The sequence below is a fragment of the Rhizobium sp. BK619 genome (assembly GCF_014195245.1).
GTDB classification, from domain to species: domain Bacteria; phylum Pseudomonadota; class Alphaproteobacteria; order Rhizobiales; family Rhizobiaceae; genus Rhizobium; species Rhizobium acidisoli.
Genome location: NZ_JACIBH010000014.1, coordinates 1 through 23725, shown reverse-complemented (window position 1 = coordinate 23725; position 23725 = coordinate 1). Strand labels below are relative to the sequence as shown.

General features: G+C 58.6%; 17 protein-coding genes. 14 read left to right on the top strand and 3 right to left on the bottom strand.

Translation table 11 applies throughout. From position 1 onward, the window contains the following. The first annotated feature begins 262 nt into the window (after positions 1-262). The 7 genes from FHX14_RS25065 to FHX14_RS25035 all read left to right on the top strand — a co-directional run bounded on the left by FHX14_RS25065 (position 263) and on the right by FHX14_RS25035 (position 9713). Positions 263-1582, top strand: coding sequence for an O-antigen ligase family protein (locus tag FHX14_RS25065; protein ID WP_184379408.1), 1320 nt, complete (start codon positions 263-265; stop codon positions 1580-1582). Continuing rightward, on the top strand, positions 1579-3705 hold the full coding sequence (locus tag FHX14_RS25060; protein ID WP_184379406.1) for a right-handed parallel beta-helix repeat-containing protein: 2127 nt from the start codon (positions 1579-1581) through the stop codon (positions 3703-3705). Before FHX14_RS25065 ends, FHX14_RS25060 begins: the two co-directional genes overlap by 4 nt. Positions 3706-4113: 408 nt before the next feature. After that, positions 4114-4971: a WecB/TagA/CpsF family glycosyltransferase gene (locus tag FHX14_RS25055; protein WP_003595488.1), complete on the top strand. Its 858-nt coding sequence runs from the start codon at positions 4114-4116 to the stop codon at positions 4969-4971. 13 nt (positions 4972-4984) lie between these two features. Continuing rightward, positions 4985-6478, top strand: coding sequence for a sugar transferase (locus tag FHX14_RS25050; protein WP_184379404.1), 1494 nt, complete (start codon positions 4985-4987; stop codon positions 6476-6478). 39 nt (positions 6479-6517) lie between these two features. Further along, entirely contained in the window at positions 6518-7570 is a 1053-nt protein-coding gene (locus FHX14_RS25045) for a UDP-glucuronic acid decarboxylase family protein (protein WP_003595492.1), read from the top strand. A gap of 126 nt (positions 7571-7696) precedes the next feature. Continuing rightward, positions 7697-8512, top strand: coding sequence for a glycosyltransferase (locus FHX14_RS25040; protein WP_184379402.1), 816 nt, complete (start codon positions 7697-7699; stop codon positions 8510-8512). A 208-nt stretch (positions 8513-8720) separates the two neighbouring features. Further along, positions 8721-9713, top strand: a complete 993-nt coding sequence (locus tag FHX14_RS25035) for a glycosyltransferase family 2 protein (RefSeq protein WP_184379400.1) — start codon at positions 8721-8723, stop codon at positions 9711-9713. Positions 9714-9931: 218 nt separating this feature from the next. On the opposite strand, the gene FHX14_RS25030 is transcribed toward FHX14_RS25035, so the two are convergent. Then, positions 9932-10693: a response regulator transcription factor gene (locus tag FHX14_RS25030; protein ID WP_184379398.1), complete on the bottom strand. Its 762-nt coding sequence runs from the start codon at positions 10691-10693 to the stop codon at positions 9932-9934. 564 nt (positions 10694-11257) lie between these two features. On the opposite strand from FHX14_RS25030, the gene FHX14_RS25025 reads away from it, so the two are divergent. Genes FHX14_RS25025 through FHX14_RS25000 form a run of 6 tightly spaced genes read left to right on the top strand, consistent with a single transcriptional unit; the run spans position 11258 to position 16789 of the window. After that, positions 11258-11764: an acyltransferase gene (locus FHX14_RS25025; RefSeq protein WP_097627782.1), complete on the top strand. Its 507-nt coding sequence runs from the start codon at positions 11258-11260 to the stop codon at positions 11762-11764. Beyond that, positions 11761-12798, top strand: a complete 1038-nt coding sequence (locus FHX14_RS25020) for a Gfo/Idh/MocA family oxidoreductase (protein WP_184379396.1) — start codon at positions 11761-11763, stop codon at positions 12796-12798. The genes FHX14_RS25025 and FHX14_RS25020 overlap by 4 nt, the downstream gene beginning before the upstream one ends. Next, complete coding sequence (locus FHX14_RS25015) at positions 12795-13898, top strand: DegT/DnrJ/EryC1/StrS family aminotransferase (protein WP_184379394.1); 1104 nt, start codon at positions 12795-12797, stop codon at positions 13896-13898. Before FHX14_RS25020 ends, FHX14_RS25015 begins: the two co-directional genes overlap by 4 nt. Next, positions 13888-14607 carry an acyltransferase gene (locus tag FHX14_RS25010; protein WP_184379392.1) on the top strand — a complete coding sequence of 240 codons (720 nt, stop codon included), beginning with the start codon at positions 13888-13890 and terminating at the stop codon, positions 14605-14607. The genes FHX14_RS25015 and FHX14_RS25010 overlap by 11 nt, the downstream gene beginning before the upstream one ends. After that, the gene (locus FHX14_RS25005; protein ID WP_012560037.1) at positions 14604-15575 is read left to right on the top strand and encodes an NAD-dependent epimerase/dehydratase family protein; all 972 of its coding nucleotides are present in this window, start codon (positions 14604-14606) and stop codon (positions 15573-15575) included. The genes FHX14_RS25010 and FHX14_RS25005 overlap by 4 nt, the downstream gene beginning before the upstream one ends. Continuing rightward, positions 15572-16789 (top strand): DegT/DnrJ/EryC1/StrS family aminotransferase, encoded by a 1218-nt coding sequence (locus tag FHX14_RS25000; RefSeq protein ID WP_184379390.1) that lies wholly within the window; start codon positions 15572-15574, stop codon positions 16787-16789. Before FHX14_RS25005 ends, FHX14_RS25000 begins: the two co-directional genes overlap by 4 nt. 51 nt (positions 16790-16840) lie before the next feature. On the opposite strand, the gene FHX14_RS24995 is transcribed toward FHX14_RS25000, so the two are convergent. Then, positions 16841-18349, bottom strand: coding sequence for an O-antigen translocase (locus FHX14_RS24995; RefSeq protein WP_184379388.1), 1509 nt, complete (start codon positions 18347-18349; stop codon positions 16841-16843). A 79-nt stretch (positions 18350-18428) separates the two neighbouring features. Then, entirely contained in the window at positions 18429-19742 is a 1314-nt protein-coding gene (locus FHX14_RS24990) for a polysaccharide biosynthesis/export family protein (protein ID WP_184379689.1), read from the bottom strand. A 572-nt stretch (positions 19743-20314) separates the two neighbouring features. On the opposite strand from FHX14_RS24990, the gene FHX14_RS24985 reads away from it, so the two are divergent. Beyond that, positions 20315-23725: N,N-dimethylformamidase beta subunit family domain-containing protein (locus tag FHX14_RS24985; protein WP_184379386.1), on the top strand; the 3411-nt coding region annotated here is incomplete at its 3' end.

Genomic DNA, 23725 nt, shown 5'->3' with positions numbered 1-23725 from the left:
GCGCAACATCTGCTCTTAAGGGCAATTCGCGGGCATGAAGACCCGCCTTTTGGGTAAATACCGCCTGAAAGCTTAGGCGCAACACCGTCTTTGGGTGGAGCGAAGGTGCATTAGGCGTAGTCCGCCCTTCACTAGAACAGGTTGACCGCGGATGTGGCCGGATGATTGCTTGAGAGCAGCGCAGCCACAAAGGCCGACACCTGTTTTTTTGATCTGCCGCGATCAACAGCCGCTTGTCTGTTCAAGTCAGTCGGGACGGATAATGAGAGTAGATAGCCTCAGAACTGCCAGCGGACCAACCATCAGTTGGCGGGCCATAGAATGCTGGGGCGCCGGCATATCCCTTTTTATTCAGGCAGGCGCTCTCCTGCCGCTTATGCTGGCAGATGCAGACGGAACGCTCAGCGAATCTGCCAAATCTATCCTGCGTCTTCCTTGCTTTCCTGTTTATGCATTTACAATCGTGATCCTGCTACGCAATTTTCCGCAGTTTCTAACGGCGCTCAGACGAAATCTCATTCTTCCCCTGATGCTCGTCTTGCCGTTTTTGTCTACCCTGTGGTCAATATCACCGCCAACGAGCTTGAGGCGCGCAATCGGTCTTTTGTTCTGCATGCTTCTTTCCTACGTCCTGGCGATACGTTTCACGCCAAGGCAGCTGTTGTTCCTGCTATTTGTGACGCTCGGAGCCTGTATCGGTCTGAGTGTGGTTTTCTCCGTGGTGTCACCAAGCCTCGCCAGTATGCCGGACGGTGCTATGCGGGGCGTCTTCATTCACAAGAACGTGCTGGGCTGGTACGCGGCTCTGATGATCTTGGTGGCGACGGCGGTGCTGATCGACGGGACGCTCGGTCTGCGGCGAACCGCGTTCATCTTGCTGGCTGCGGGTGTGATCTGCCTTGCAAGCTCCGGATCGATGACCGCAATCATTGCAACGTCAGTGGCGTATTGCCTGATCGGCTTTTATTCCCTCCTGCAAAGAAGCAGCGGCATTGGCCGCGTCGTCATCGTCCTGTTTTTCGTTCAACTGTCTGTCGGCATTCTGATTTCGCTGCACGAATTCCTGGTTCCGGCCCTTGAGGCGCTCGGCAAGGACGCGACTTTGACGGGTCGGGTGCCATTGTGGGAGCTGGTTGACCGCGAAATATCCGATCGTTGGTTGCTTGGTTACGGTTACCAGGCTTTCTGGACAGTCGCGAACACTGAAGCGACGCACATCTGGTTAAAAATCGGATGGCCGGCGCCCCACGCGCATAATGGATACCGCGATATCCTTTTGAGCTTTGGCATTGTGGGAATGATTCCGTTTGCTTTGATGCTTCCCTACGCAATTCGCCAGGGCGCGTTCCTTCACTGTCATGATCGGCAGTACGGGTGGCTCTGGCTCAATGTCCTTACGATCATGATTCCGGTGATGAATCTAACCGAAAGTATTTTTTTCGTTCAGAATGACGCGATCTTCATCCTGTTTACCACAGCCATCATCATGTTTTCGCTATACGCGCCCGTCGTTTCGACCAGCCGTTCGCCAGCTTGGCAGGCGCCCGCACGTGGCCTTACGAGCGGGTTGCAGACATCATGAGACGGCGTTTTAGACTGATTTCGAGCATCTTGCCTGTCATGCTCTTTCCGCAGCCCGGCAACGCGGCTTCAGTCGGGACGGAGATAGATGCGCCCGAGCGCCTGCAGATGCTCGTCAGGGAGGCGACCTGCGCGGAAGCTTCCGCGACTTTGTCAGCCAAGTTGAAGGGGACTTCTCTAAGCGACGAATTGAGCAGCAGCACCGAGGGGCGGACGATATTTTACGTTTCTCCCGATGGCAAAGACACCTGGAGTGGCCTCCTTCCAACGGCAACTCAGCAGGGTGGCGACGGCCCTTTCGCCAGCATCGAAAGAGCCCGTGATGCTGCCCGTGAGAAAGGCGGCACCAACACCATCGCGCTGGGTAAAGGCGATTACTATCTTACTCAGCCGATCGTCTTTGACGCCCGCGATACCGGCTTGATCCTGACGGCAAGATGCAATGAAGCGCCGATTTTGCATGGGGGGCTGCGCGTGCGCGACTTCGCGCAGCAGGCCGAGGGTCGCTGGACGGCGCCGCTGAAGTTGCGACCGGATGAAGGGGTCGGCGATCTTTTCGTCAATGGGATACGCCAAACCAGAGCTCGATTCCCCAACGTCCCCGCTGATGGCGACCCGCGCAAGGGATGGTTGTTTGCCGCAAAGTGCCGGCCTGCCGTCGACGGGTCGGAAGGAAACACGCGTTTTTGTTTCCACGCCGGCGACCTTCCGGCAGTGGGTGATACCAGTGGACTGGTCGTGGACATCGTCGGGGGGTATCAACCCGGAAGCCAGTGGGGCAATGATACGCTCCCCGTTGTATCCATTGACGATGCCGGCCGGACTGTCCATACGAAAGGCACAGGCTATTTCTTTACCGCAGAAGGCAGCCGCTATTTCCTTGCCGGAGCCAAGGCCTTGCTCGATGCTCCCGGAGAGTGGTGGTACGACCCTGTCGCGGGCGAGCTTCATTATATCCCTGTCGATCAGTCGTTGCCCAATTCCGTCGTCGTTGCTGGCATTCTACCGACATTCTTCAAGTTGGATGGGGCCAGCGGGATGGTGGTATCAGGGCTCGAGTTTAGAGATGGAGCGCCCGAAGGCAGCGGCAAGTTCTATACGGAAACCAGAGGATTCGGCGCCATACGGATCGAGCACGCCGATGGCGTCAAGATTGTCGGCAACAGCATCGGGAATGTCGGCGTCGGGATCCATGTGACGGAAAGCAAGGATGTGTTGATTGCCGCAAATGTTATTGCGGATGTGGCCGGCAACGGGGTATACGTCGGCACAAATTATGGCACCTTCGGCAAGTCGAACGGCGCCAGGATCCTTTCAAACCATATCCATGACATCGGAAAGGTCTACATTGAAACCGCCGGAATATGGTTCCAGGCGGCTGACAATGTCAGGATCGCCGACAACCTGATCGAAAACGCGGCGCAGTTCGGAATTGCCGGCGGATCGCTGTGGGGTTCCAATGACGCCGTCTATAACGCTGTCATCGAGCACAATGTGATCCGTAACGCCAATCAGCAGACGGCAGATGGGGGCGCCATCAAGATGATGGGCGAGCAGGGCGACCCTCTGAACAGTACCATCCGCTCCAATTTCGTGACCGGGACCGGTCATCTCATGAATAGGGCCGATGGGACGTTCTGGCCTCCCGGATATGAGAATACCAGGGAATGGCCGTCTCCTATCAGCTGGGCGATCTATACGGATGGGAAGGCGAGCGGGCTGCGCATCGAGGGAAATACCCTCTCGGGCAATGTCGCGGCGATCGGTATCAACGGCGGTTGGAGCAACCTGGTGGCGGGAAACGTCATCACACACGGATCGGGCGCGGCTTTTCGCGTTGATGACGGGACCGGCAGGGGTTGGCGTCCGCCATGGGCACGCCCCAATCGTATTGAGGAGAATGTTGTATCGGTTGACAGTGACAGCGGCATTGTCGCGTATGTCAACGCTCCCGATCTTGGGCTTGGATTTGTGCAATTCGCGCGCAACCGCTACAGCGGCAACTTGAACAGCCAGAGCTTCCGAATAGATCCCAGCATCATGCGTTCGGGAGAATTTGGCAGCCTCCGGGATCTTCAGAAGGCTGGGGCGGACATCGGAAGCGTGGTCGCGCCGGCCGAGTGACAAAGGGCGCCGCGACGAGCGGTGTTCTGCGGCAACAGAGCCGGCAGAAGGCCGCCGATCCGTGGAACAGTTCTTCTCTGGCATGCTCTTTACCAGGCCCTTGCGATGAGCTTTCGGTCCAACCTTCAATTCGCGGGCGGGCCTTCATTCTGCTCATAAAGATAGAACGCGATCCTCCGCGGCTTTGTGCGCGCGAGGGCGACTATGCTGTGCGCCCCCTGCGGTCATCAAAAAGAGCAACATTGCAAGCCATGGGGTACATGGACTTACTTCGAATATCGTATGTCATCCCGGCGTAAGACGTAAACGCGAAGACTCTTCTACGTCCAATAGCTGGAGATGCAAGTATGGAGGCAATCGAGCTGCCGGGATATTCTGATGACAGTTTCAGTCGCGAAAGCGTAGGTCATGAGAAAACAACCAGTACGCAGCAGCCCAACTTCAGTTCTTCATCCGGGGGCCTCTTTAGGATGGACGAATGTCCTTGGCGTTCGCGTTTCGGCAGTCAATCTCAAAAGCGCGACTGGGTTTATTCAAAAAGCGATCGAAGACCGCAGGAAGGAATATGTCTGCGTTCGCGACGCACACGGCATCGTCCGATGTCAGGATGATCCCGAGCTCCGCTCGATCCATAACCGGGCGTTCCTCGTAACTCCCGACGGCATGCCGCTTGTTTGGGCGCTGCGGAAGGCTGGTCATGCGGAAAGCGACAGAGTCTATGGACCTGATCTAATGCTATCCGTTTTTGATGCCGGCAGCGCCAAGGGCTTGCGCCATTTTCTTTATGGCGCAACGGCCGAAACGCTCGAACAACTGCAGGCGCGCCTTCTCGTAAAATTTCCGCAAGCGCAGATCGTCGGCTCCTATGCGCCGCCTTTTCGCAAACTGTCGACGCAGGAGGAAGCAGATATTGCTGACCAGCTCAATCGGTCGGGCGCCGATATCATCTGGGTCGGGCTAAGCAGTCCCAAGCAGGAGCTCTGGATGGCGCACATGCGCGACCGTCTGGAAGCATCGATGCTTATCGGCGTCGGGGCTGCGTTTGATTTCCATGCCGGCCTCAAGCGGCAGGCGCCGAGGTTCATTCAAAGAAGCGGCTTCGAATGGGCGTTTCGTCTTCTATGCGAGCCGCGGCGGCTGTGGCGGCGCTATGCGCTCGTCGTGCCGACCTTCATCTCGCTGTCAGCATTCCAGAGGCTGGGACTTCGGAAGTTTCCGATTGACGACGCCATTTCTGGATCGGGCGCGTCGGGACAAATGCAGTAGGGGGTAAAGCGTCATGTCCATATTTGTGCCGTCAGCGATGACACGGGGTCCGTCGAAGGCATCTGCATCAAATGACATGACATCGCGGGCGATTCCGGCAGGATCCGTGCCGCCCATAGCAGCCAAGACCGCCGATGCCTTTGTACCGGCAGGGCTGAATATGCCCGTCGCACTACGGCGCCGGCTTCCACGGCTTGCAACGTCGTCCTTGCTGGTCGCCGGCGACGCTGTCAGCTATTTGATTGCCTATTTCGTTCTCCAGTCCTTTCTCCCCAGTGGTTCGGAGGGCACGTTCGTGGAACGTGCGTTCACGGTCGCCGCACTGGCTGCGATTGTTCTTTACGCATCGGCCGGCCTCTATCCCGGATATCGGCTGCATGACCACGAACATCTGCGGCGACGCACTTTGGCTGCCGTCAAGGTGGCTGTCCTGGCGGCGTTCGGGGCAATTGTCCTGCCGGAGGGGGGACGGCTGCTGTTTGCCATCATCGCGTTCCTCGGTCTCGGGCTGATTGTTCAGCCATTTGTGCATTGGCTTGCACGAGGTCTCTGCTGGAGACTTGGAATTTGGGGGGAGCGCGCGGTTGTCATAGGGGGGCGCAACCTTGCTCCCGCACTCGTGGCACATTTCACCGACCACTGGCAGTATGGCATCAGGCCGGAGCCATTTTCCCCCGATACCTTGGACGCATTGCCGGGTGGCGGGCCATCCATTGCTTTCATCGCGGGCGACACGGGCTCGCTTGTGTCCGGCTTGCCGGCTCTGCGTCGGAAGTTCGCAGAAGTCATTTTGCTGTCCGACACACCGAACCTCAAGGTAAGTGGATTGCGACCTGCCGATATCGGCGGAGAGATCGGCATTCGCCTCACCACCGGTGGGAGTTCGATCAACTCGGATCCGGTTCGCCGGATCCTCGATCTCGCAATCGCCATCCCTGCAACGATCGTGGTCGCGCCATTCATCGCGATTGCAGCGGCCGCAATCTACGCCATCGATCCAGGTCCTGTCTTCTTTCGGCATGCCAGGGAAGGACGGTCCGGCAAGCCGGTGCACGTCCTGAAATTGCGGACGATGTACCAAGATGCAGAACAGCGCCTTGAAGCACTATTCCGAGACAACCCCGCCATGCGCGCCGAGTGGTTGAGCCACTTCAAGCTCAAGGACGATCCGCGCATCCTTCCGATTATAGGGCATATGCTGCGCTCATCGAGCATCGACGAGCTCCCGCAATTGGCGAACATCATTGCGGGCGAGATGGCCTTTGTGGGACCAAGGCCGTTCCCGGAGTATCACCTTTCGGCGATGGACGGCGAATTTCGGGACAAGCGCCGTTCCGTCACGCCGGGGCTCACGGGCCTTTGGCAAATATCCGAACGAAGCGATGCGGATATCGAGCTGCAGCAGCAACTCGACGAGTTCTACATCGACAACCGGTCCCTCTGGTTCGACTGCCAAATTCTTCTCGGCACAATCCCCGCGGTCTTCAAGCGCAGGGGAGCCTGCTGACCACTTCCACGAGGCAATCATCAACAACGGAGCACATCAATGCACGGACACAAGAGAATTATGGTTACCGGCGGCACCGGATTTCTGGGATCATTCCTGTGCGAAAGGCTTTTGCGAGAGGGTAACGACGTCCTCTGCGTCGACAATTACTACACCGGTTCGCGCGACAATGTGCTGCACCTTCTCGACGATCCACGCTTTGAGATTCTTCGCCACGACATTACCTTCCCGCTTTATGTGGAGGTCGACGAGATTTACAACCTCGCCTGCCCGGCATCTCCGGTCCACTATCAGCACGACCCCGTGCAGACGGTGAAGACCAATGTGCACGGCGCCATCAACATGCTCGGCTTGGCAAAACGCACCAAGGCGAAGATCTTCCAGGCCTCCACCAGCGAAGTTTATGGTGATCCGGCCGTCCACCCTCAACCCGAGGAGTATCGAGGCAGCGTTAATCCGATCGGCCCGCGGGCATGTTATGACGAAGGCAAACGCTGCGCCGAAACATTGTTCTTCGACTATCACCGTCAATACGGTGTGGAAATCCGGGTGGCGCGGATCTTCAATACCTATGGGCCGCGCATGCAGACCAATGACGGCCGCGTCGTCTCGAACTTCATCGTTCAGGCTCTTCAAAACCAACCGATCACCATCTTCGGCAACGGCACGCAGACGCGCTCCTTCTGCTATGTAGACGATCTGATCGAGGGCTTCATCCGCCTGATGGGCGCGCCAGCCGGCGTTACGGGTCCAATCAATCTCGGCAATCCGGGAGAATTCCAGGTCCGCGAACTGGCCGAAATGGTCATCGAGATGACGGGATCGAAATCAAGCATCGTTTACAATCCTCTGCCGATTGACGATCCGACACAGCGCAAGCCCGATATCAGTCGCGCAAAGCAGGACCTGGGCTGGCAGCCGACGGTGAACCTGCGAGAGGGCCTCGAGAAAACGATCGCGTATTTCGAGTGGAAGCTTTCTGGCGGGGTCAAGAGCGTGCCTAGCGTCCGGTCCTCGCGAACGGCTAACACCTATCTGCCTACCCCGGCCGTCGGACTTCCTGTTCCGCAAGCTGCGCCCCTCGGAACGTGAACAGAAACGGCAAAGCGCAAATCAGGGCTCGGTTCTTTCGATGAACCGAGCCCAAACCGCGATATGAAAAAAGAGCGGCGATTGCCGGACATGCAAATCGCCGCAAAAACACTGAGGACGTGAAGCATGCGCATTGCCGTTATTACGCCATACTACAAGGAGCCCAACGAGCTCCTTGAGCAATGCCGGGCGAGCGTTCTCGACCAAACCGTTGCATGCGACCAGGTTTTTGTTGCCGACGGGTTCCCGAACGCTGTTGTCGGGGGCTGGCGCACAAAACATTTCATCCTGCCGAATGCTCACGGCGACGCGGGCAACATGGGTCGCGTGATCGGCAGCCTCAGCGCCTTTGCCCAGGGCTATGACGCGGTGGCGTTTCTCGATGCGGACAACTGGTACAGACCCGACCACATTCAGCGCCTGCTCGACCTTCACCGCCGGACTGGTGCTGCGGTTTGCACATCGAGACGTTCGATGCACCGCGCGGACGGCAGCTACATGTTCGACGACTCTAAGAGCGACGGTCGTACACATGTTGATACCAACTGCCTATTTCTCACGCGACCGGCCCTGCCGATCATTGCGCGCTGGGCTCACATGCCGAGGGAACTCTATCCAGTGGGAGATTCCGTCTATTGGAGCTCGATCCGGAGTTCTCGGCTGTCGTGCGCTCATGAGCCGACCGCGACGGTATGCTACCGCACGACTTGGGAAGCCGACTACAAGCGAATGGGAGAACCTGCCCCTGCGGGCAGCAAGACTCTCGCGTTCACCGACGAGCCGTACTACTGGTTCAAGTCTCTCCCGGCTCGGGACCGCTGGCGCATCTGGCAGGATTTCGGCTTTCCGCTCAGGCGGCGCTCGGTAGCAAAGCTGGTCGGCCAATATGCGCTGTCAAGGCTTTCCCCCTACTCTTATCTCGGCCCAAAACATGAGTACTGAACGTCTTGCCAGGCCCCAATCTCTTGTCTTCCTGCTCGGTCCACCCTGCTGGGGACTGTCTGGTCGCGCATGAAATCGGCCGGGCGAAAACATCTCTCAACATCTGCGAGAATGAATCGGAAAACAGATGCCGCATAACACCGAAACGAGGCCGCGTCTGGAAGATCTGTCAAACCGAGAGTGACGCTGTGCGCACGGAGGAAGAAGTTTGCAACGTGTTGATGTGGTAATTCCCTGCTATAACTACGCCCATTTCTTGCAGGAATGCGTTGAAAGCGTCCTTTCGCAGGCGGGCGTCGATGTGCGCGTGCTTATTCTGGATGATTGCTCGCCCGACAACACGCCGGAAGTCGGGATGTCCCTGGCAGCCCGTGACACGCGGGTCACTTATCGGCGCCACGCGGCAAACATGCGGCACATCGCCACCTATAATGAGGGGATCGATTGGGCAGGCGGTGACTTATTCCTGCTTCTTTCTGCGGATGATTATCTTCTTCCAGGCGCGCTGCGCCGCGCAGCGGAACTGATGCGCAATTATCCGGATGTGGGGTTGGCGTTCGGGAACGCGATCATAGCGGAGCCAGATGGCACCATGAGCAAGCGCGCTGATCCTCTCGGCGAAAATTACGTTCACCCCATGCAGATCTTGTCCGGTCGGCAATTCATGCAGTTGAGTGGAGCGCGCAATCTCGTTCCAACGGCGACCGCTGTCGTGAGGACGGCGCTGCAAAAGCAGGTCGGCGGCTACCGCAAGGAACTGCCGCATGCCGGCGATATGGAAATGTGGCTAAGGCTCGCATCACATGCCGGCGTAGGGTTCATCAATGCTGATCAAGCAGTATATCGCCAACATGCCTCGAATATGTCGCTGCAATACTATGGAGAAAATATTCTCTCCGATCTCCTGCAAAGAAAAAAGGCTTTTGATATGCTATTTAGTCAAGCGGCCGATAGCCTCAAGAAAGATGAGATGTTACGACGCTTTCTTGCCAGGGATCTCGGAAAACAGGCGCTTCGACAGGCTGGCATCGCATTCAACAACTTCGACGTTGCGACGGCCGTGGCTATTCAGCGTTTTGCATTGGAGGTTTCTCCTGATGTACGAAATTCGTTGCCCTGGATCAAGTTGGTCTGCAAGCAAACGATCGGCCCAAAGTGCTGGTACGCCTTGAATTCTATGCGGCGAAGAGTTGCAGCCTGAACAGGCGGGATCGGGACGGATTCCGCAAGGACGGAAAGAACAGTCCGTGGTTGAGCGCTCGATCGCTGATCATGCGCAGATCGTGGAAAGCGTAATAGAGCACCCGCGCATCAAAAAACCCCGGGGACGCATTCGCGCCACCGGGGTGATTTGAGCAAAACGTGGTTCCAAGAAAAGATCTGCTCCAACCATAGTATCAGCATGCGTCTTCTTCACGATCAAGCCGGAAGAGTATTAGTATTTTGGAACAAGTCGTTAAGCTTGAACACAACCTCCGTCCTGTTCGTTGCCTTGACCTTTTTCATGATGTTGCGAACATGCACCTTGACGGTGCTTTCTCGCAGGTTGAGTTCATAGGCAATGATTTTGTTCGCCTTTCCGCGCCGCAGTGCCGCCACGACTTCGGCCTGGCGATCCGTGAATATCCCGGCCAGCGGATGCGTTGTCGGATTGTTCGACTGCAGCAAGTGACGCATGGCGAACAGAGCGCTTGCGGGCACGAAAAGCCCTCCTGCTACAGATAGCGCAATCAGCTCCATGCAGACGCTAATGCTGACGGAGGCAGGTATGTAACCCTTTGCCCCGTAATCGATCGCCCTGACGATCTGGGCGAAGTCGTCGCTATCGGACAATATAATGACCGGTGTCGATGCGAATTCCGACGAAAGAGCCTTGATCTGCTCCGAAACGACAGGGTCGTCGACCGTCTTGCCGCCGACGTTCAAGAGGATTGCCGAAAGCGGAGGATATTCTTCACGCTTTTGCTTCCACTCTTCAATCGATCCGAACGCCAGAATCACGAAATCCGCCGTGTGCGCGGCCATGCATTGTGCAAGGCAGTGCCGATCAAGTTCCCTCTTGTCAAGAATGACAAGCGAATGCTTTGACTTTGACGGTCCGGCAAACGCCGTCGAACCCTCTTCTATCTCTAACGGAAGAGATATGTTTTCCTGCCTGTGGCTTATATTTATTGTATCCAACGCCCCATCCTCCCAGCCTTTTTCTACGCGGTACTTCAAAGTCGAATATCAAACTCCTCTGTAAATAAGGGAGTTTAATTACCAGAAGTGCTAATTTAATACCACAGTTCCAAGGATGTTAAACTAATTAATAGTGGTTACCCCAACACATAAGTTCCTGGGACAGATACAAATGGTTACATCGTTGAAACTGATCGATCTGTGGCTAATTCATTTGTATGTCGACCCATCAGGTTGCTACATATATTCAGTTGTACTCGCTAAACCCATGTAAACTATGCCCGTCCTCGACGTGGAGGATCAGGATCGCTCGGCGCGTGACCTGTCGCTGCCGATGGTCGATGGTCATAGACGTTCGCATGCGCTCGTCATCCAATTTTCGTAAGCAGATACGCCTTTAGGTGAATGAGCTTCAACGTTTTGTTTCTTTACTCAGATGAAGAAAACAATTCTTTTTGAATGGAAGGAAATATTTGCTCTGACGAAACGAAACCTTGGATGCATTCTTGCGATGGCCGGTTTCACCCACGTCAGGGCCTGTTGAAGCGTAGGGGGCGAGTTGGGATGATTGCATCGAACGTCAACCTGGGTGACGGCTGCGTTATCCACCATCGGGATCTTGTGAATCTATACGGCTGTACGATCGGCGCGGGAACGCGCATCGGCACCTTCGTTGAAATCCAGAAAAACGTCCTCGTCGGAAAAGACTGCAAGATCTCCAGCCATTCCTTCCTCTGTGAAGGCGTGACGCTGGAGGACGGCGTTTTTATCGGCCACGGGGTCATGTTCACCAATGATACCTACCCGCGCGCCGTCAATTCGGACGGCAGTCTGCAGACGGAGGCCGACTGGGTTGTCATCCCCACTCTGGTCAAGCGCCACGCATCGATCGGCAGCAATGCCACCATTCTGCCCGGCGTGACCATCGGCGAGGCCGCACAGGTCGGCGCCGGCGCTGTCGTAACGAAGGATGTGCCTGCCGGCGCCATTGTTGCCGGCGTTCCTGCGAGAATTACCGGTCGCGTTCATGACCGGTCAGTTGACATGCAAGTGTTGGGAGGAATGCGATGATCGGTATTGCTGTAGTTGGGTATGGGTATTGGGGCCCGAACCTGGTTCGTAACATCTCGGAAGCGGCCGGCGCGCAGCTCCTTTCAGTTTGCGATCTGAACGTCGAACGGCTGGCGGCTGTTAAAAGCCGATATCCCGCAGTGACGATCACCGACAATTTCGAGGAAGTCCTGCGCGATCCGAGAGTGGATGCAATCGCCATCGCAACGCCGGTCTCGACCCACTTCAAGCTCGCAATGCAGGCGATGATGGCCGGAAAGCATGTCTTCGTCGAAAAGCCGATGGCATCGACGACGGAGGAGGCCGCGCGAATGGTCGAGGAAGCCGCGCGCAGACGCCTCGTGCTGGCCGTCGATCATACCTTCGTCCACACGGGCGCCGTCCGCAAGATGCGCGAACTGGTCGAAAGCGGCCTTGGGGACATGTATTACTACGACTCGGTTCGGGTCAATCTGGGGCTCTTCCAGCACGACGTCAGCGTTATCTGGGATCTCGCGGTGCACGACCTGTCCATCCTGGACCATGTTGTGCAGGAAAGGCCGGTGGCTGTTTCGGCGACTGGCATGAGCCACGTGCTCGGTGAGCCGGAGAACATCGCCTATCTGACGCTTTTCTTCGAAAGCAAGCTTATCGCCCACATCCACGTCAACTGGCTGGCGCCGGTCAAGGTGCGCCGTACGCTGATCGGCGGCAGCAACAAGATGGTCGTCTACGATGATCTCGAGCCCAGCGAAAAGATCAAGGTTTACGACAAGGGCATCACGCTGAACCCGAATTCCCAGGCCTACGGCGAGAAGGTGCATCAGATGATGGTCGGCTACCGCAGCGGCGACATGTGGGCGCCCAAGCTCGATATGACTGAAGCGTTGAAACGCGAACTGGATCAGTTCGTCGAATGCATCGAGCAGAATTCGCGGCCCATTACCGATGGCCAAGCCGGGCTGCGCGTTGTTCGCATCCTTGAATCCGCAAGCCGGTCGCTCGCCCAGCGCGGTCGCATCATCGAGCTCGAAGAGGCGAGGCGCATTGCATGATCCCGTTCCTGGACCTCAAAGCACAATATCAATCGATCAAGAGCGAAATCGACGCCGCCGTGCTCGGCGTGCTCGGCTCGGGACAATACATACTGGGCGAGGAGGTCGCCCGGCTCGAGCAGGAATTCGCGGATTATTGCAACGTCAAACATGCGATAGCCGTCAACACCGGGACGAGCGCCCTGCATCTGTCGCTGCTCGCGGCAGGTGTCGGCCCCGGCGATGAAGTCATCACCGTGCCGTTTACCTTCGTCGCGACCGTGTCGGCGATCTGCTATGCAGGTGCACGACCGGTGTTCGTCGATGTCGAGCCCGTGACGCTGACGATGGATCCGGCTCAGCTGGAGGCAAAGATCACTCCCCGAACCAAGGCCATCATTCCCGTCCATCTCTACGGTCAGATGGCCGATATGGACGCGATCAAGGCGATTGCCGATCACCACCGGATACCGGTCATCGAGGACGCCTGCCAGGCGCACGGAGCGCAGTACAAAGGCGCGCGCGCCGGCAGCATCGGCGCATCCGGCTGCTTCAGCTTCTATCCCGGCAAGAATCTCGGCGCCTGCGGTGAGGGGGGTATCGTCGTCACCAACAGCGACGATCAGGCCAAGACGATGCGCATGCTGCGCGACTGGGGTCAGGAACAGCGTTATCACCATCTGCTGAAGGGCTTCAACTACCGCATGGATGCCATTCAGGGTGCGATCCTGCGCATCAAGCTCCGGCATCTCGAAGCCTGGACCGAAGCGCGGCGCGCCCATGGCCGCCGCTACTCGCTGCTGCTTGGCAGTTCGCCGAATTTGAGGACCCCTGTCGAGATCACCGACCGGCGCCACGTCTACCACGTCTATGCCATCAGAAGCCGCGATCGCGACGAGCTTCAGCGCGTGCTGAGCGCGGAGGGCATCCAGTCCGGACTGCACTATCCGATCCCCGTTCACCTGCAGAAGGCCCATGCCGACCTTGGTTACCAGGCCGGCGATTTCCCAATCTCGGAAGCCGCCGCCCGGGAGGTGCTCTCGCTGCCGATCTATCCCGAGATGCCGGCGTGGCACGTCGATCAAGTGGCCGCTGCGCTGGAGTACGCCTATGTCAGCTAGTCGTGCCGGCGAGGCCCGGGTCGTGCAGGCGGTCCATGGCCGTCATGAAAGGCCGGCGGACCCGGCTTACCAGGCAGGGTTGGCCGAAGAACTCAGGCAATCTTATGGGCGTGCCGGCCTGATTGAACTCTACGGTCGTTTCGCGGCCGGGGACGGTGTCATCGATACTCTGATGCGAAAGGCCATCTGGCAAGCCATCGCGCGGCGCTGCGGCGCAGGGTTGCAGGTTGCAGGCGGTGCCGGTTTCAAACATCCGGAAACTTTCGAAATTGGCGATGGCGTGTTCATTGGCGCCCAGGCCTATATCCAGGGACGCTTCGACGGCACTTGCGTGATCGGCGACAATGTCTGGATCGGCCCGATGGCCTATTTCGACGCGCGCGACCTAGTGATCGAGGATTGTGTCGGCTGGGGACCTGGCGCCAAGGTGCTTGGCTCGAGCCACACGGCCCTGCCGGTGGATGTGCCGATCATCCGCACGGATCTCGAAATCAAGCCTGTCCGTATCGGCGCATGGGCCGACATCGGCACCAACGCCACAATTCTTCCCGGCGTGACCATCGGCAAAGGCGCGATCGTCGGTGCGGGCGCCGTTGTCGTCTCAGATGTCGAGCCGTTTTCAGTTGTCGCCGGCGTGCCGGCGAAGTTCATACGCTGGCGCACGGAGGCTGATCCTGTGCTGGATATATCGCATGGAGGAAGATCGTGAGAAATCAACGGGTGCTCATTACCGGCGGAGCTGGCCTGATCGGGTCACATATTGCCGATCTCGTCGCATTGGAAAAACCGCGTGAGATCATCATTCTCGACAACTTCGTGCGCGGACGTCGGGATAATCTCAGTACGGCAATAGCCAGCGGGTACGTTAACATCATCGAGGGAGATATCCGCGACAGAGCCCTTCTGGCGAAAGTCTTCGAAGGCGTCGATATCGTGTTTCATCAGGCCGCCATCCGCATCACGCAATGCGCGGAAGAGCCACGACTGGCTTTTGATGTCCTTGCGGAGGGCACGTTCAACGTTCTCGAAACTGCCGTCAAGGCAGGGGTTTCGAAGGTGGTCGCTGCTTCCTCGGCTTCCGTTCTGGGGCTGGCCGAGAGCTTTCCCACAACCGAAGAGCATCATCCCTACAACAACCGGACGATCTACGGCGCGGCGAAGGTATTCAACGAGGGGCTGATGCGCAGCTTTGCGGAAATGTACGGCCTGCGCTATGTAGCGCTCCGTTATTTCAACGTCTACGGGCCGCGCATGGACGTTTACGGCGCCTATACGGAAGTTCTGATCCGCTGGATGGAGCGTCTGGCGGCGGGAATGCCGCCCCTCGTCTACGGCGACGGCAGTCAGACGATGGACTTCGTCGATGCCCGCGACATCGCCCGCGCAAACATTTTGGCCGCGAAAAGCGATGTCACGGACGAAGTGTTCAACGTCGCGAGCGGCACGGAAATAAGCCTGCTGCAACTCGCGAAGATGTTGAGCGATATTATGGGTTCGTCACTGGAGCCGGAGCACAAAGAAGCGCGCACGGTCAACGGCGTCACTCGTCGTCTTGCCGATATCAGCAAGGCGGAACGGCTCCTCGGTTTCAAGGCGGAGATCTCCATGGAGCAAGGGCTTCGTGATCTCGTTGCCTGGTGGCAAATGCAGACCGACGCAGGGGGACAGGCAGCATGAGTTCATCTCAATCGACAATTCCTGTCGCCAAACCCGTCCTCGGCGAGGAAGAGGCTGAAGCTGCGCGCCGAGTCATTCTGTCGGGATGGGTGACGCAGGGGCCGGAGGTCGCCGCTTTCGAGCGTGAATTCGCTGCCTTTGTGGGCGCTGCGCATGCTTGTGCCATGTCCAACTGCACAACTGCGTTGCATCTGGCGCTGAAGGCGGTCGGCGTATCCGCCGGCGATGAAGTCGTGACGGTCAGCCATTCTTTCATCGCGACCGCAAATGCGGTTCGATACTGCGACGCGGTGCCTGTTTTCGTCGATATCGAAGACGATGGCTACAATATCGATGCCAGTCTGATCGAGCGGGCGATCACGCCCCGCACCAAGGCAATTCTCTGCGTGCATCAACTCGGCATGCCTTGCGATCTCCGCGCTGTCGTCGAGATCGGCAAGCGCCATCAGATACCGGTCATCGAGGATGCCGCCTGTGCGACGGGAAGCGAAATCCTGTGGGACGGGCGCTGGGAAAAGATCGGCAAAGCGCATGGCGACATTGCGTGCTTCTCCTTCCACCCCAGGAAGGTCGTCACCACGGGTGATGGCGGCATGCTGACCACGGCCAATCCCGAATATGACCGGAAGTTCCGGCTCTGGCGCCAGCACGGCATGAGCGTCACCGATGCCGTCCGTCACGGCTCGAAGCAGGTGATCTTCGAAGACTATGACGAGTTGGGTTACAATTACCGGATGACCGATCTCCAGGCGGCCGTCGGACGCGAGCAGCTGCGGCGGCTGCCGGAGTTGGTTGCCCAGCGCCGGCTGCTTGCCGAGCAATATTGCGAACGTCTGCAGACGATTGCAGGGCTTTCTCTCCCGGCCGAACCACGCTGGGCTCGCAGCAACTGGCAGAGCTTCTGTGTGAGATTGCCCGATACGGTCGACCAGCGTGCGGTCATGCAGACCCTGCTCGATCAGGGTATCTCAACCCGGCGTGGTGTGATGAACATTCATCTGGAGGGAGCCTATTCAGGCGAGAGCTCCTACCGCGCTGCCTCGAGCCTGATGCGAAGCGTATCTGCGCAGCAGCAAACGATCATCCTGCCGCTTTATGCCCAGATGACGGTGTCCGACATGGACCGGGTTGTCGAGGCACTTCGCGCCGCCGTTGCGGGAGCGAGCGTCGGAGCGGTTGCCGTGCAACCTGCCAGGGATGTTGCTCTCGCCTGAACAATCGGCATAACGAACAATGCGCGTATCTTCGGATGCGCGCATTGTTCGTTATGCTGATTTCGTGATCCATCCACGGATGATTGCCGGCACGGATTCCGGCGGAAGCAGGTCGATCAGCATGCGCAGCGAATAGAGCCCGCAGAGAACGACGGCGACGAAGCCGATCGCCGTCGCCGGCCACAGCGGCAAGATCGAGAACATCAGGAACACCAGTCCCGATGCAGGCAAGAAGAGCAGCGCGTGTCTGCGATTGGTGGCGGACCAGCGAAAACCGGTCAGCCTCCGCACGATCAGATAGATCAGGATGCTGTGCCAGACATAGAGGCCAAAAAACGCCATGCCGGCTCCGCGCGTACCGAGCAGCGATACGAAGAGCCAGGCAAGCCCGACATGCACGACTGCCGCCGCAACCTCCGTCCAGAAGAAAATCGCCTGGGTCCGCTTCGCCACGACGATGAAACCCATCGGCCAAGAAATGATCCGCAGCATCATTCCAAGGCAGATCCAGCGCAGAAGCTCGACTGCCCCATGAAATTCAGCCGAATAGAACAGGCTCATCATCAGCGGCGCGAGCGTCAGCGTGCCGAGAAGACCGGGGCCGGCGAGCAGCATGCTGATTTCTGCCTGTTCATTGACCAGCCGGTTGCATTCGGCACTGTTGTCGATCGTTGCGGTCAGGCGCGGATAGAAATCCGTTCCCATGGCCTGCAGGATGAAACCGGCGTATAGACCGCCGAGGCCCCAGGCCGCCTGATACAGTCCCGCCGCCGTGACGCCGCCCTCCTTCAGCACGATGAGGCGGATGGCATAGGCCGCACCGAAGGTCAGAAGCCCGCTTGCCATGAAGACGAAACCGAGCCGGAGCAGCGCAGACACCTCCCGGCTGAATTGGCGCGGCGGCATTGGCGAGGGATGCGGGAAGATCCGCCGGCTGTACCACCAGGTCGGAAGGATCGAGGCAGCTGCAATGACCACGAGCGACGGTGCGATCGCCTGGACCCCGAACAGGTAGATCAACGGGATACTGACGGCTGTACCGAAGAGCCCGGCAAGCACGTTGATGCGGGCGAGATCGGCAATGCCGCGCAGGCCCTGGATCAAGGCGCTCTGCCCTGCAGACATCAGCCGGAAGAAAACGGCGAGCGACAGCAGCACAATGCCACCGACATGCTGGAAATCACCGAACGTGAAACTTGAGACGGGATATGCCAAGGCGGCGAGAAGAAGCCCGCCAAGCAGCGCCAGCACCACCGATATGCGTCTCAGCACGGTCGCCGACTGGGCAATCCTCGCTGCGTCGCCGGTGCCGGCTGCCTCCGCGACTTGGCGCACGCCGCTGCCGCCGACGCCCAGACCCGCGATAGACTGCGCGATATCGACGATCGAGCTATAAAGGCCCATAAGCCCGATGCCCTCCGGCCCGAGCAGGACGGCCATCGCCTTGTTTCTGATAATGCTGAGTGCGACGTTCACAAGGGAAGCGCCGCCCATCAGCATCGTCGACTTGAGGATCTCGGTGTAGGTCTGGCTGCCAGGTGGGGTCATGCGCAAAGTCATCTTAAGCCCCTAGCCGTGTGTCCTGTGCCGGCGTTCAATCCCCGCCGCAGGCTCGATTGCAGCACATGCTTTTCGCTTATCACCGGCTTACCTGACTGACATGCGCCTCGGTCTGAGCAGGCAGGGCTGCGGCGTCTTCGGACGGCGCATCGGCGATGCTGCGGCTCCGGGTTACCCTGATCACGTCGCCCGGCGCTAGCTCGGTCGTTTCCAAGGCCTGGAATTGGTTGACCTGTCCATTGTCCCGCCGGTTCACGACGAACGTCAGGGGAAGTTCTTCAACGCGGTTATTCACGTTGGCGCCGTTCGCCAGGTCTTCGAGAAGCAGTTGTTGCGTGGTGTCGCGCTTCAATTTCAGCTGATCGAGATTGGCTCTTTCCGCCTGCACCTCGGACGCGATCTCGCTACGGCGCGTGTCGGAAAGTCCCTCGAGACTGCGCGTCGTCTCGTTGATTGCCTGGCGGCCCCGCATGATGGCGGTGACGAGATCGAGCCGGTCGGAGCGATAGGTGGTGAGCAACCGTTCCAGATCCATCTGGCGTGAGCTGATTGTCAGGCCCTTCTGGACCAGCGTCTTCACGCTCGTCAGTTGCTCCTCGACCGACTGGATATTGTCATCCGAGCCTTTCAGCTTTTCTTCCATTGTTTCGATTTCCGCCGTCAAGAGATTGCGCAATTCGACGAGCGCCACCGACTGCTTGTCCAGCGCGTTTGCACGGGCCTGAAAAATGACCCGCTCTTCCTGGTAGATACTCTCGGCATATTGCCGATCGGCAGCGGGCGGCGGATCGAAGGCGATCTCTTTCTCCCCGGCCATCTCCGCTTGCAGCCGCGCGAGTTTTGCCGAACCGCGCAGCAGCGAATGGTCGATTTCCCGCAAGTCGCCGGCAAGCCTGATCGTCTGCGATTGCTGCTGCGCCGCAGCCCGCAACGGGCCGCCGCTCATGGCCAGGGATTGCAGGACGCTGAGGCCGGAGCGAAACTTGTATTCTCCCGGCGCCACCACGTCTCCGACGACGTAAATGGAGGGATAGTCGAGGATGTCGATGGTCACCGCAGGTGCCTGGGCCAGACCCATCTTCGCCTGAAGGCGCTTGGCAATTTCGCTGGTAAGGCCCGCATTATCCAGATTTCCAACCGACAGCGACCCCAGAAAGGGTAGGGAGACCGTACCTGTATCCGAAACCGTATAGTCGCCGCCAATCCCGTCCCATCGCTCAAACTGGCCTTTGGACTGGATCCATTGGACGATCGTCAGGCGGATTCTCGTTTGTGGCGCCAAGGGGGAGCTGTCGGCGACAGCAGGCGGCACCGCTCCGGCGAGAAAGGCGAGTGTGCTGATGACAAACGTCGCGCGAAAGAACACGCGAGGGGCGCGGTGCGATAGATTCATATGCATGTCTCGCCTGCAAAACATTCTTACACGGACGCTGATACGATTACCTTGAACTCTGCTCGAACGCCGGAACCAAATTCCGAAGCTGCATCGCCAGTGTGCAGTCTGGCGAAGCCTTGAGGAAGGTGCAGGTCGTTTGCTTTGCCACATCAATATTGATGAGGTGGGGAGGGTGCTTCAGCCTAAATTGAGTAGAAACATATATCGTCGGTGCCACCCACGGACGTTGTCTCGCAAAATCAACAGGTTCTGCACGCAGAAATAGGCGCGCTCGCTTCGGTAAAGCGCAACCCCTCGGCAGCGCCTGTATGCTCCGGATCGTCGACTTTACCGCGCGATGACCCGCCGTTTCGCTCTCTTTGCGGCGGCGAGCCTTGCACAGGAAACCGCGATCTCAGCCATCACGCATCTGATCCATCGCGTGGGCGCGCAACACGGCCGCTTGCCAAAAGGATGCCGCCAGTAGAGCGAAAGGCGTAGGATATACTCTGATAATTTTCGACTATACTTCAGAACTTCGCGTTTAAGCGATATAGATTCGACCCTGACAATCTCGCGAGGTACCTGCCATGTATCGCAACGCTCGCCGGTGGACTTCGCGCTCACTCCTGCTGGATTCGCTGGTTCCCCGATGGTTGACTGTCGGCGGAAAGGAAAGGCCGCGCAAGCCGGCCGGAAAGCACGGGGATGATGCTCAACTCGCGGCAGGGGTGCAAACGGCGGATGGAAACAAGCAGGCTCCCCTCGTCGGCGATCCCCATAAGGACGCGGCGCTCAAGGAGCACGACGTTGGGCAGATCGCGGGGGTGAATGGTGACGCTGAAGGTCGGGCCGACGACGGCCTCGTCGCGCCACCCTTGCCTGACGCTTTCACAGTCAATCGCGAAATCGGAAAGCGAAGCGCTGATAGAGCGGCGTCCGCACTGTCGGTTCATACGCCGGATTTTGCCTCTTTCGAGGGGAACGCGCACGGAATTTCATTCGGGTCAGCATCACCCCTTTACCGCACCTACGCTGGAATGAACCTCATAGGCGACGATCCTTTGGCGCCGTATCTGCCGCAGAGCCCTTCACCGACAGCGTCGGAGCACGATTCTGCCACCGTCGCCGGCGAGCGTGCGCACTCGGGCAAAGTCGTCATTCTCGAATCGACGCCGTCGGCGCAGTCGACCGTGCAGCATGGTGGTGCAAATGCGCTGGCCGTTGGCATGCCCTTTGGTGTGTGCGGGTGCGGCTACTATACGTCCCCCACACGGATTCTCGACTACGCGCATAGCGGCGCCCTGCTTCAGCAAGATGGTCAGTTGCCGGGATCAAAGCTGAACGACGGACCGGACTATGCGGAGGCGATCAAGAAGGCCATCGGAGCCTCCGTCAGCGACCCACTTCTCGATCGTAGCTTGTCTGCTCTCTCAGGCTGGCGCGGAACCGCAACGTGGACAGAATCAACGGCCCTGAACGGATCGTTGCCCGGCGGCGGAGAAACTGGAAAGGGCACTACCACGAAGGGTGTCGGCACCCTTTCCGGCTCGGTGACGACGCCGTCTCCACCTTCTGCGCAGCGATCGTTGACGACGCAAAATCTGGCGGCCGCTGCGGCGGCGGCCAGCAACGCGATCGTCTTGGAAAACCAGAAGCAGGGCAATCCGGAGAGCGAGTGGGGCATCGACGGTGCCGGCAGCACCAATATCGAGGGGTTTGCGACCGATATCAGCGTCGACAACGGCAAGACGATCAGCTTCAAGATCAACACTAATTCCACCAACTACCGGATCGATATCTACCGGCTCGGCTATTATGGCGGCATGGGTGCCCGCAAGGTCGCAACCATGCAGCACACCGGCTTGCAGACCCAGCCAAGTCCGTTGCGCAATTCAACGACCGGCACGGTCGACGCCGGCAACTGGGCGGTTTCGGCCTCGTGGACCGTACCTGATGATGCCGTCTCAGGCGTCTATATCGCCAAGCTCGTGCGCCAGGATGGCACCTCTGGCGAAAATCAAATCCCGTTCATCGTGCGCGACGACGCCAGCCAAAGCGACATCGTCTTCCAGACCGCCGACGAGACCTGGCAGGCTTACAACGGCTGGGGTGGCGCAAACCTCTATGGCGGCAACGGCCCGGCGACGGGGCAGGGTGCCGGTCGTGCCTATGCGGTCAGCTACAACAGACCGATTGCGACCCGCGGCGGGGTCGGCACCTATGCCGGCCCGCAGGACTATCTGTTCGGTGCCGAATATGCCGGCATCTACTGGCTGGAACAGAACGGCTATGATGTTTCCTATATGTCAGGTGTCGACGCCGACCGCTACGGCAGCCTGTTGCTCAATCACAAGACATATATCGATGCCGGGCATGACGAATACTGGTCCGGTCAACAGCGAACCAATGTCGAAGCCGCGCGTGATGCTGGCGTCAACCTTATGTTCTGGAGCGGCAATGAGGTCTATTGGCGTACCCGCTGGGGCAATGCCTACAGCGCCGACGGCACGCCTTATCGCACCTTGATCACCTACAAGGAGACATGGGCCAACTCCAGCATCGATCCTTCCAACGAATGGACGGGCACCTTCCGCGATCCACGCTTCAGCCCACCTGCCATCGGCGGCGGAAACCCGGAAAACTCACTGACCGGACAGTTGTTCAAGGTCGACGATGTCGGCAACAATCTTGCTTCGATCACCGTCGGCTATGACGACGCCAACCTGCGCTTCTGGCGTAATACGAGCGTCGCCAATCTTCAGCCAGGCCAGACGGCAACGCTCACCAAGAACTATCTTGGCTATGAGTGGGATGAAGCGTCTGACAACGGCTTCGATCCGGCTGGTCTCGTCAAGCTGTCATCGACGACGCTTCCGGTCAGCACCTATTTGCTCGATTACGGAAACACGACCGGCGATGCCACCGCGACCCACAATCTGACGCTTTATCGCGCGCCGAGCGGCGCGCTGGTGTTCGGCGCCGGTACCGTCTACTGGACGTGGGGCCTGAGCGACAATCATGACAATCAGGCGACTGCGACCGATCCCCGCGTGCAGCAGGCTATGGTCAATCTGCTGGCCGACATGGGCATTCAGCCCGGGACGCTGCAATCCGGGCTCGTTGCGGCAACGGCTTCGGCGGATCATACTGCACCGACTTCGGTGATCACGGTGCCCGACACGGCGGCCGTTGGCTCCACCGTGACGATTACCGGCACAGCTACCGATTCGGGAGGCGGGGTTATCGCCGCGGTCGAGGTCTCGACCGACAACGGGGCGAGTTGGCATCCAGCTACCGGCGATGAGAACTGGACTTATAAGTGGTCGCCGCAGACCGCGGGCACCTACACTATCCGATCTCGCGCAGTGGACGACAACGTCAACCTGGAAACACCGTCGACGGGTCGAACGGTCACCGTCAGCGGGCCGAATTACACCTCTCTCTTCGGTGCAGCGACACCGGCGGTGATCAACACCAACGATACCTCGGCCGTTGAACTCGGCGTGAAATTTCAGACCTCCTTGGCGGGCACCGTCACCGGCATTCGTTTCTACAAGAGCGACCTCGATACGGGAACGCATACAGGTTCACTATGGTCGAGCACTGGTACACGGCTTGCGACCCTCACCTTCACGAACGAGACGACCAGCGGCTGGCAGACTGCCTATTTCACCAGTCCGGTGTCACTGACAGCCGGGCAAACCTACACGGCGTCTTACCACACGAATACCGGTCATTATTCCACGACCACCGGCTATTTCACCTCGAACGTGACGAGCGGCCCGCTCACGGCACCGTCCAGCGGCAACGGCGTCTATCGCTATGGCAGCAACAGCCTATTCCCCACGACCACATTCCAGTCGACGAATTATTGGGTCGATGTGATGTTTACAACGCCGAGCTCGAACACGACGCCGACGGCAGTCGCCGATGCGGGTGATGCGACGGAGAAGGGTGGTGTTGCCAATGGTTCGGGCGGGGTGGTCGCCAGCGGCAAC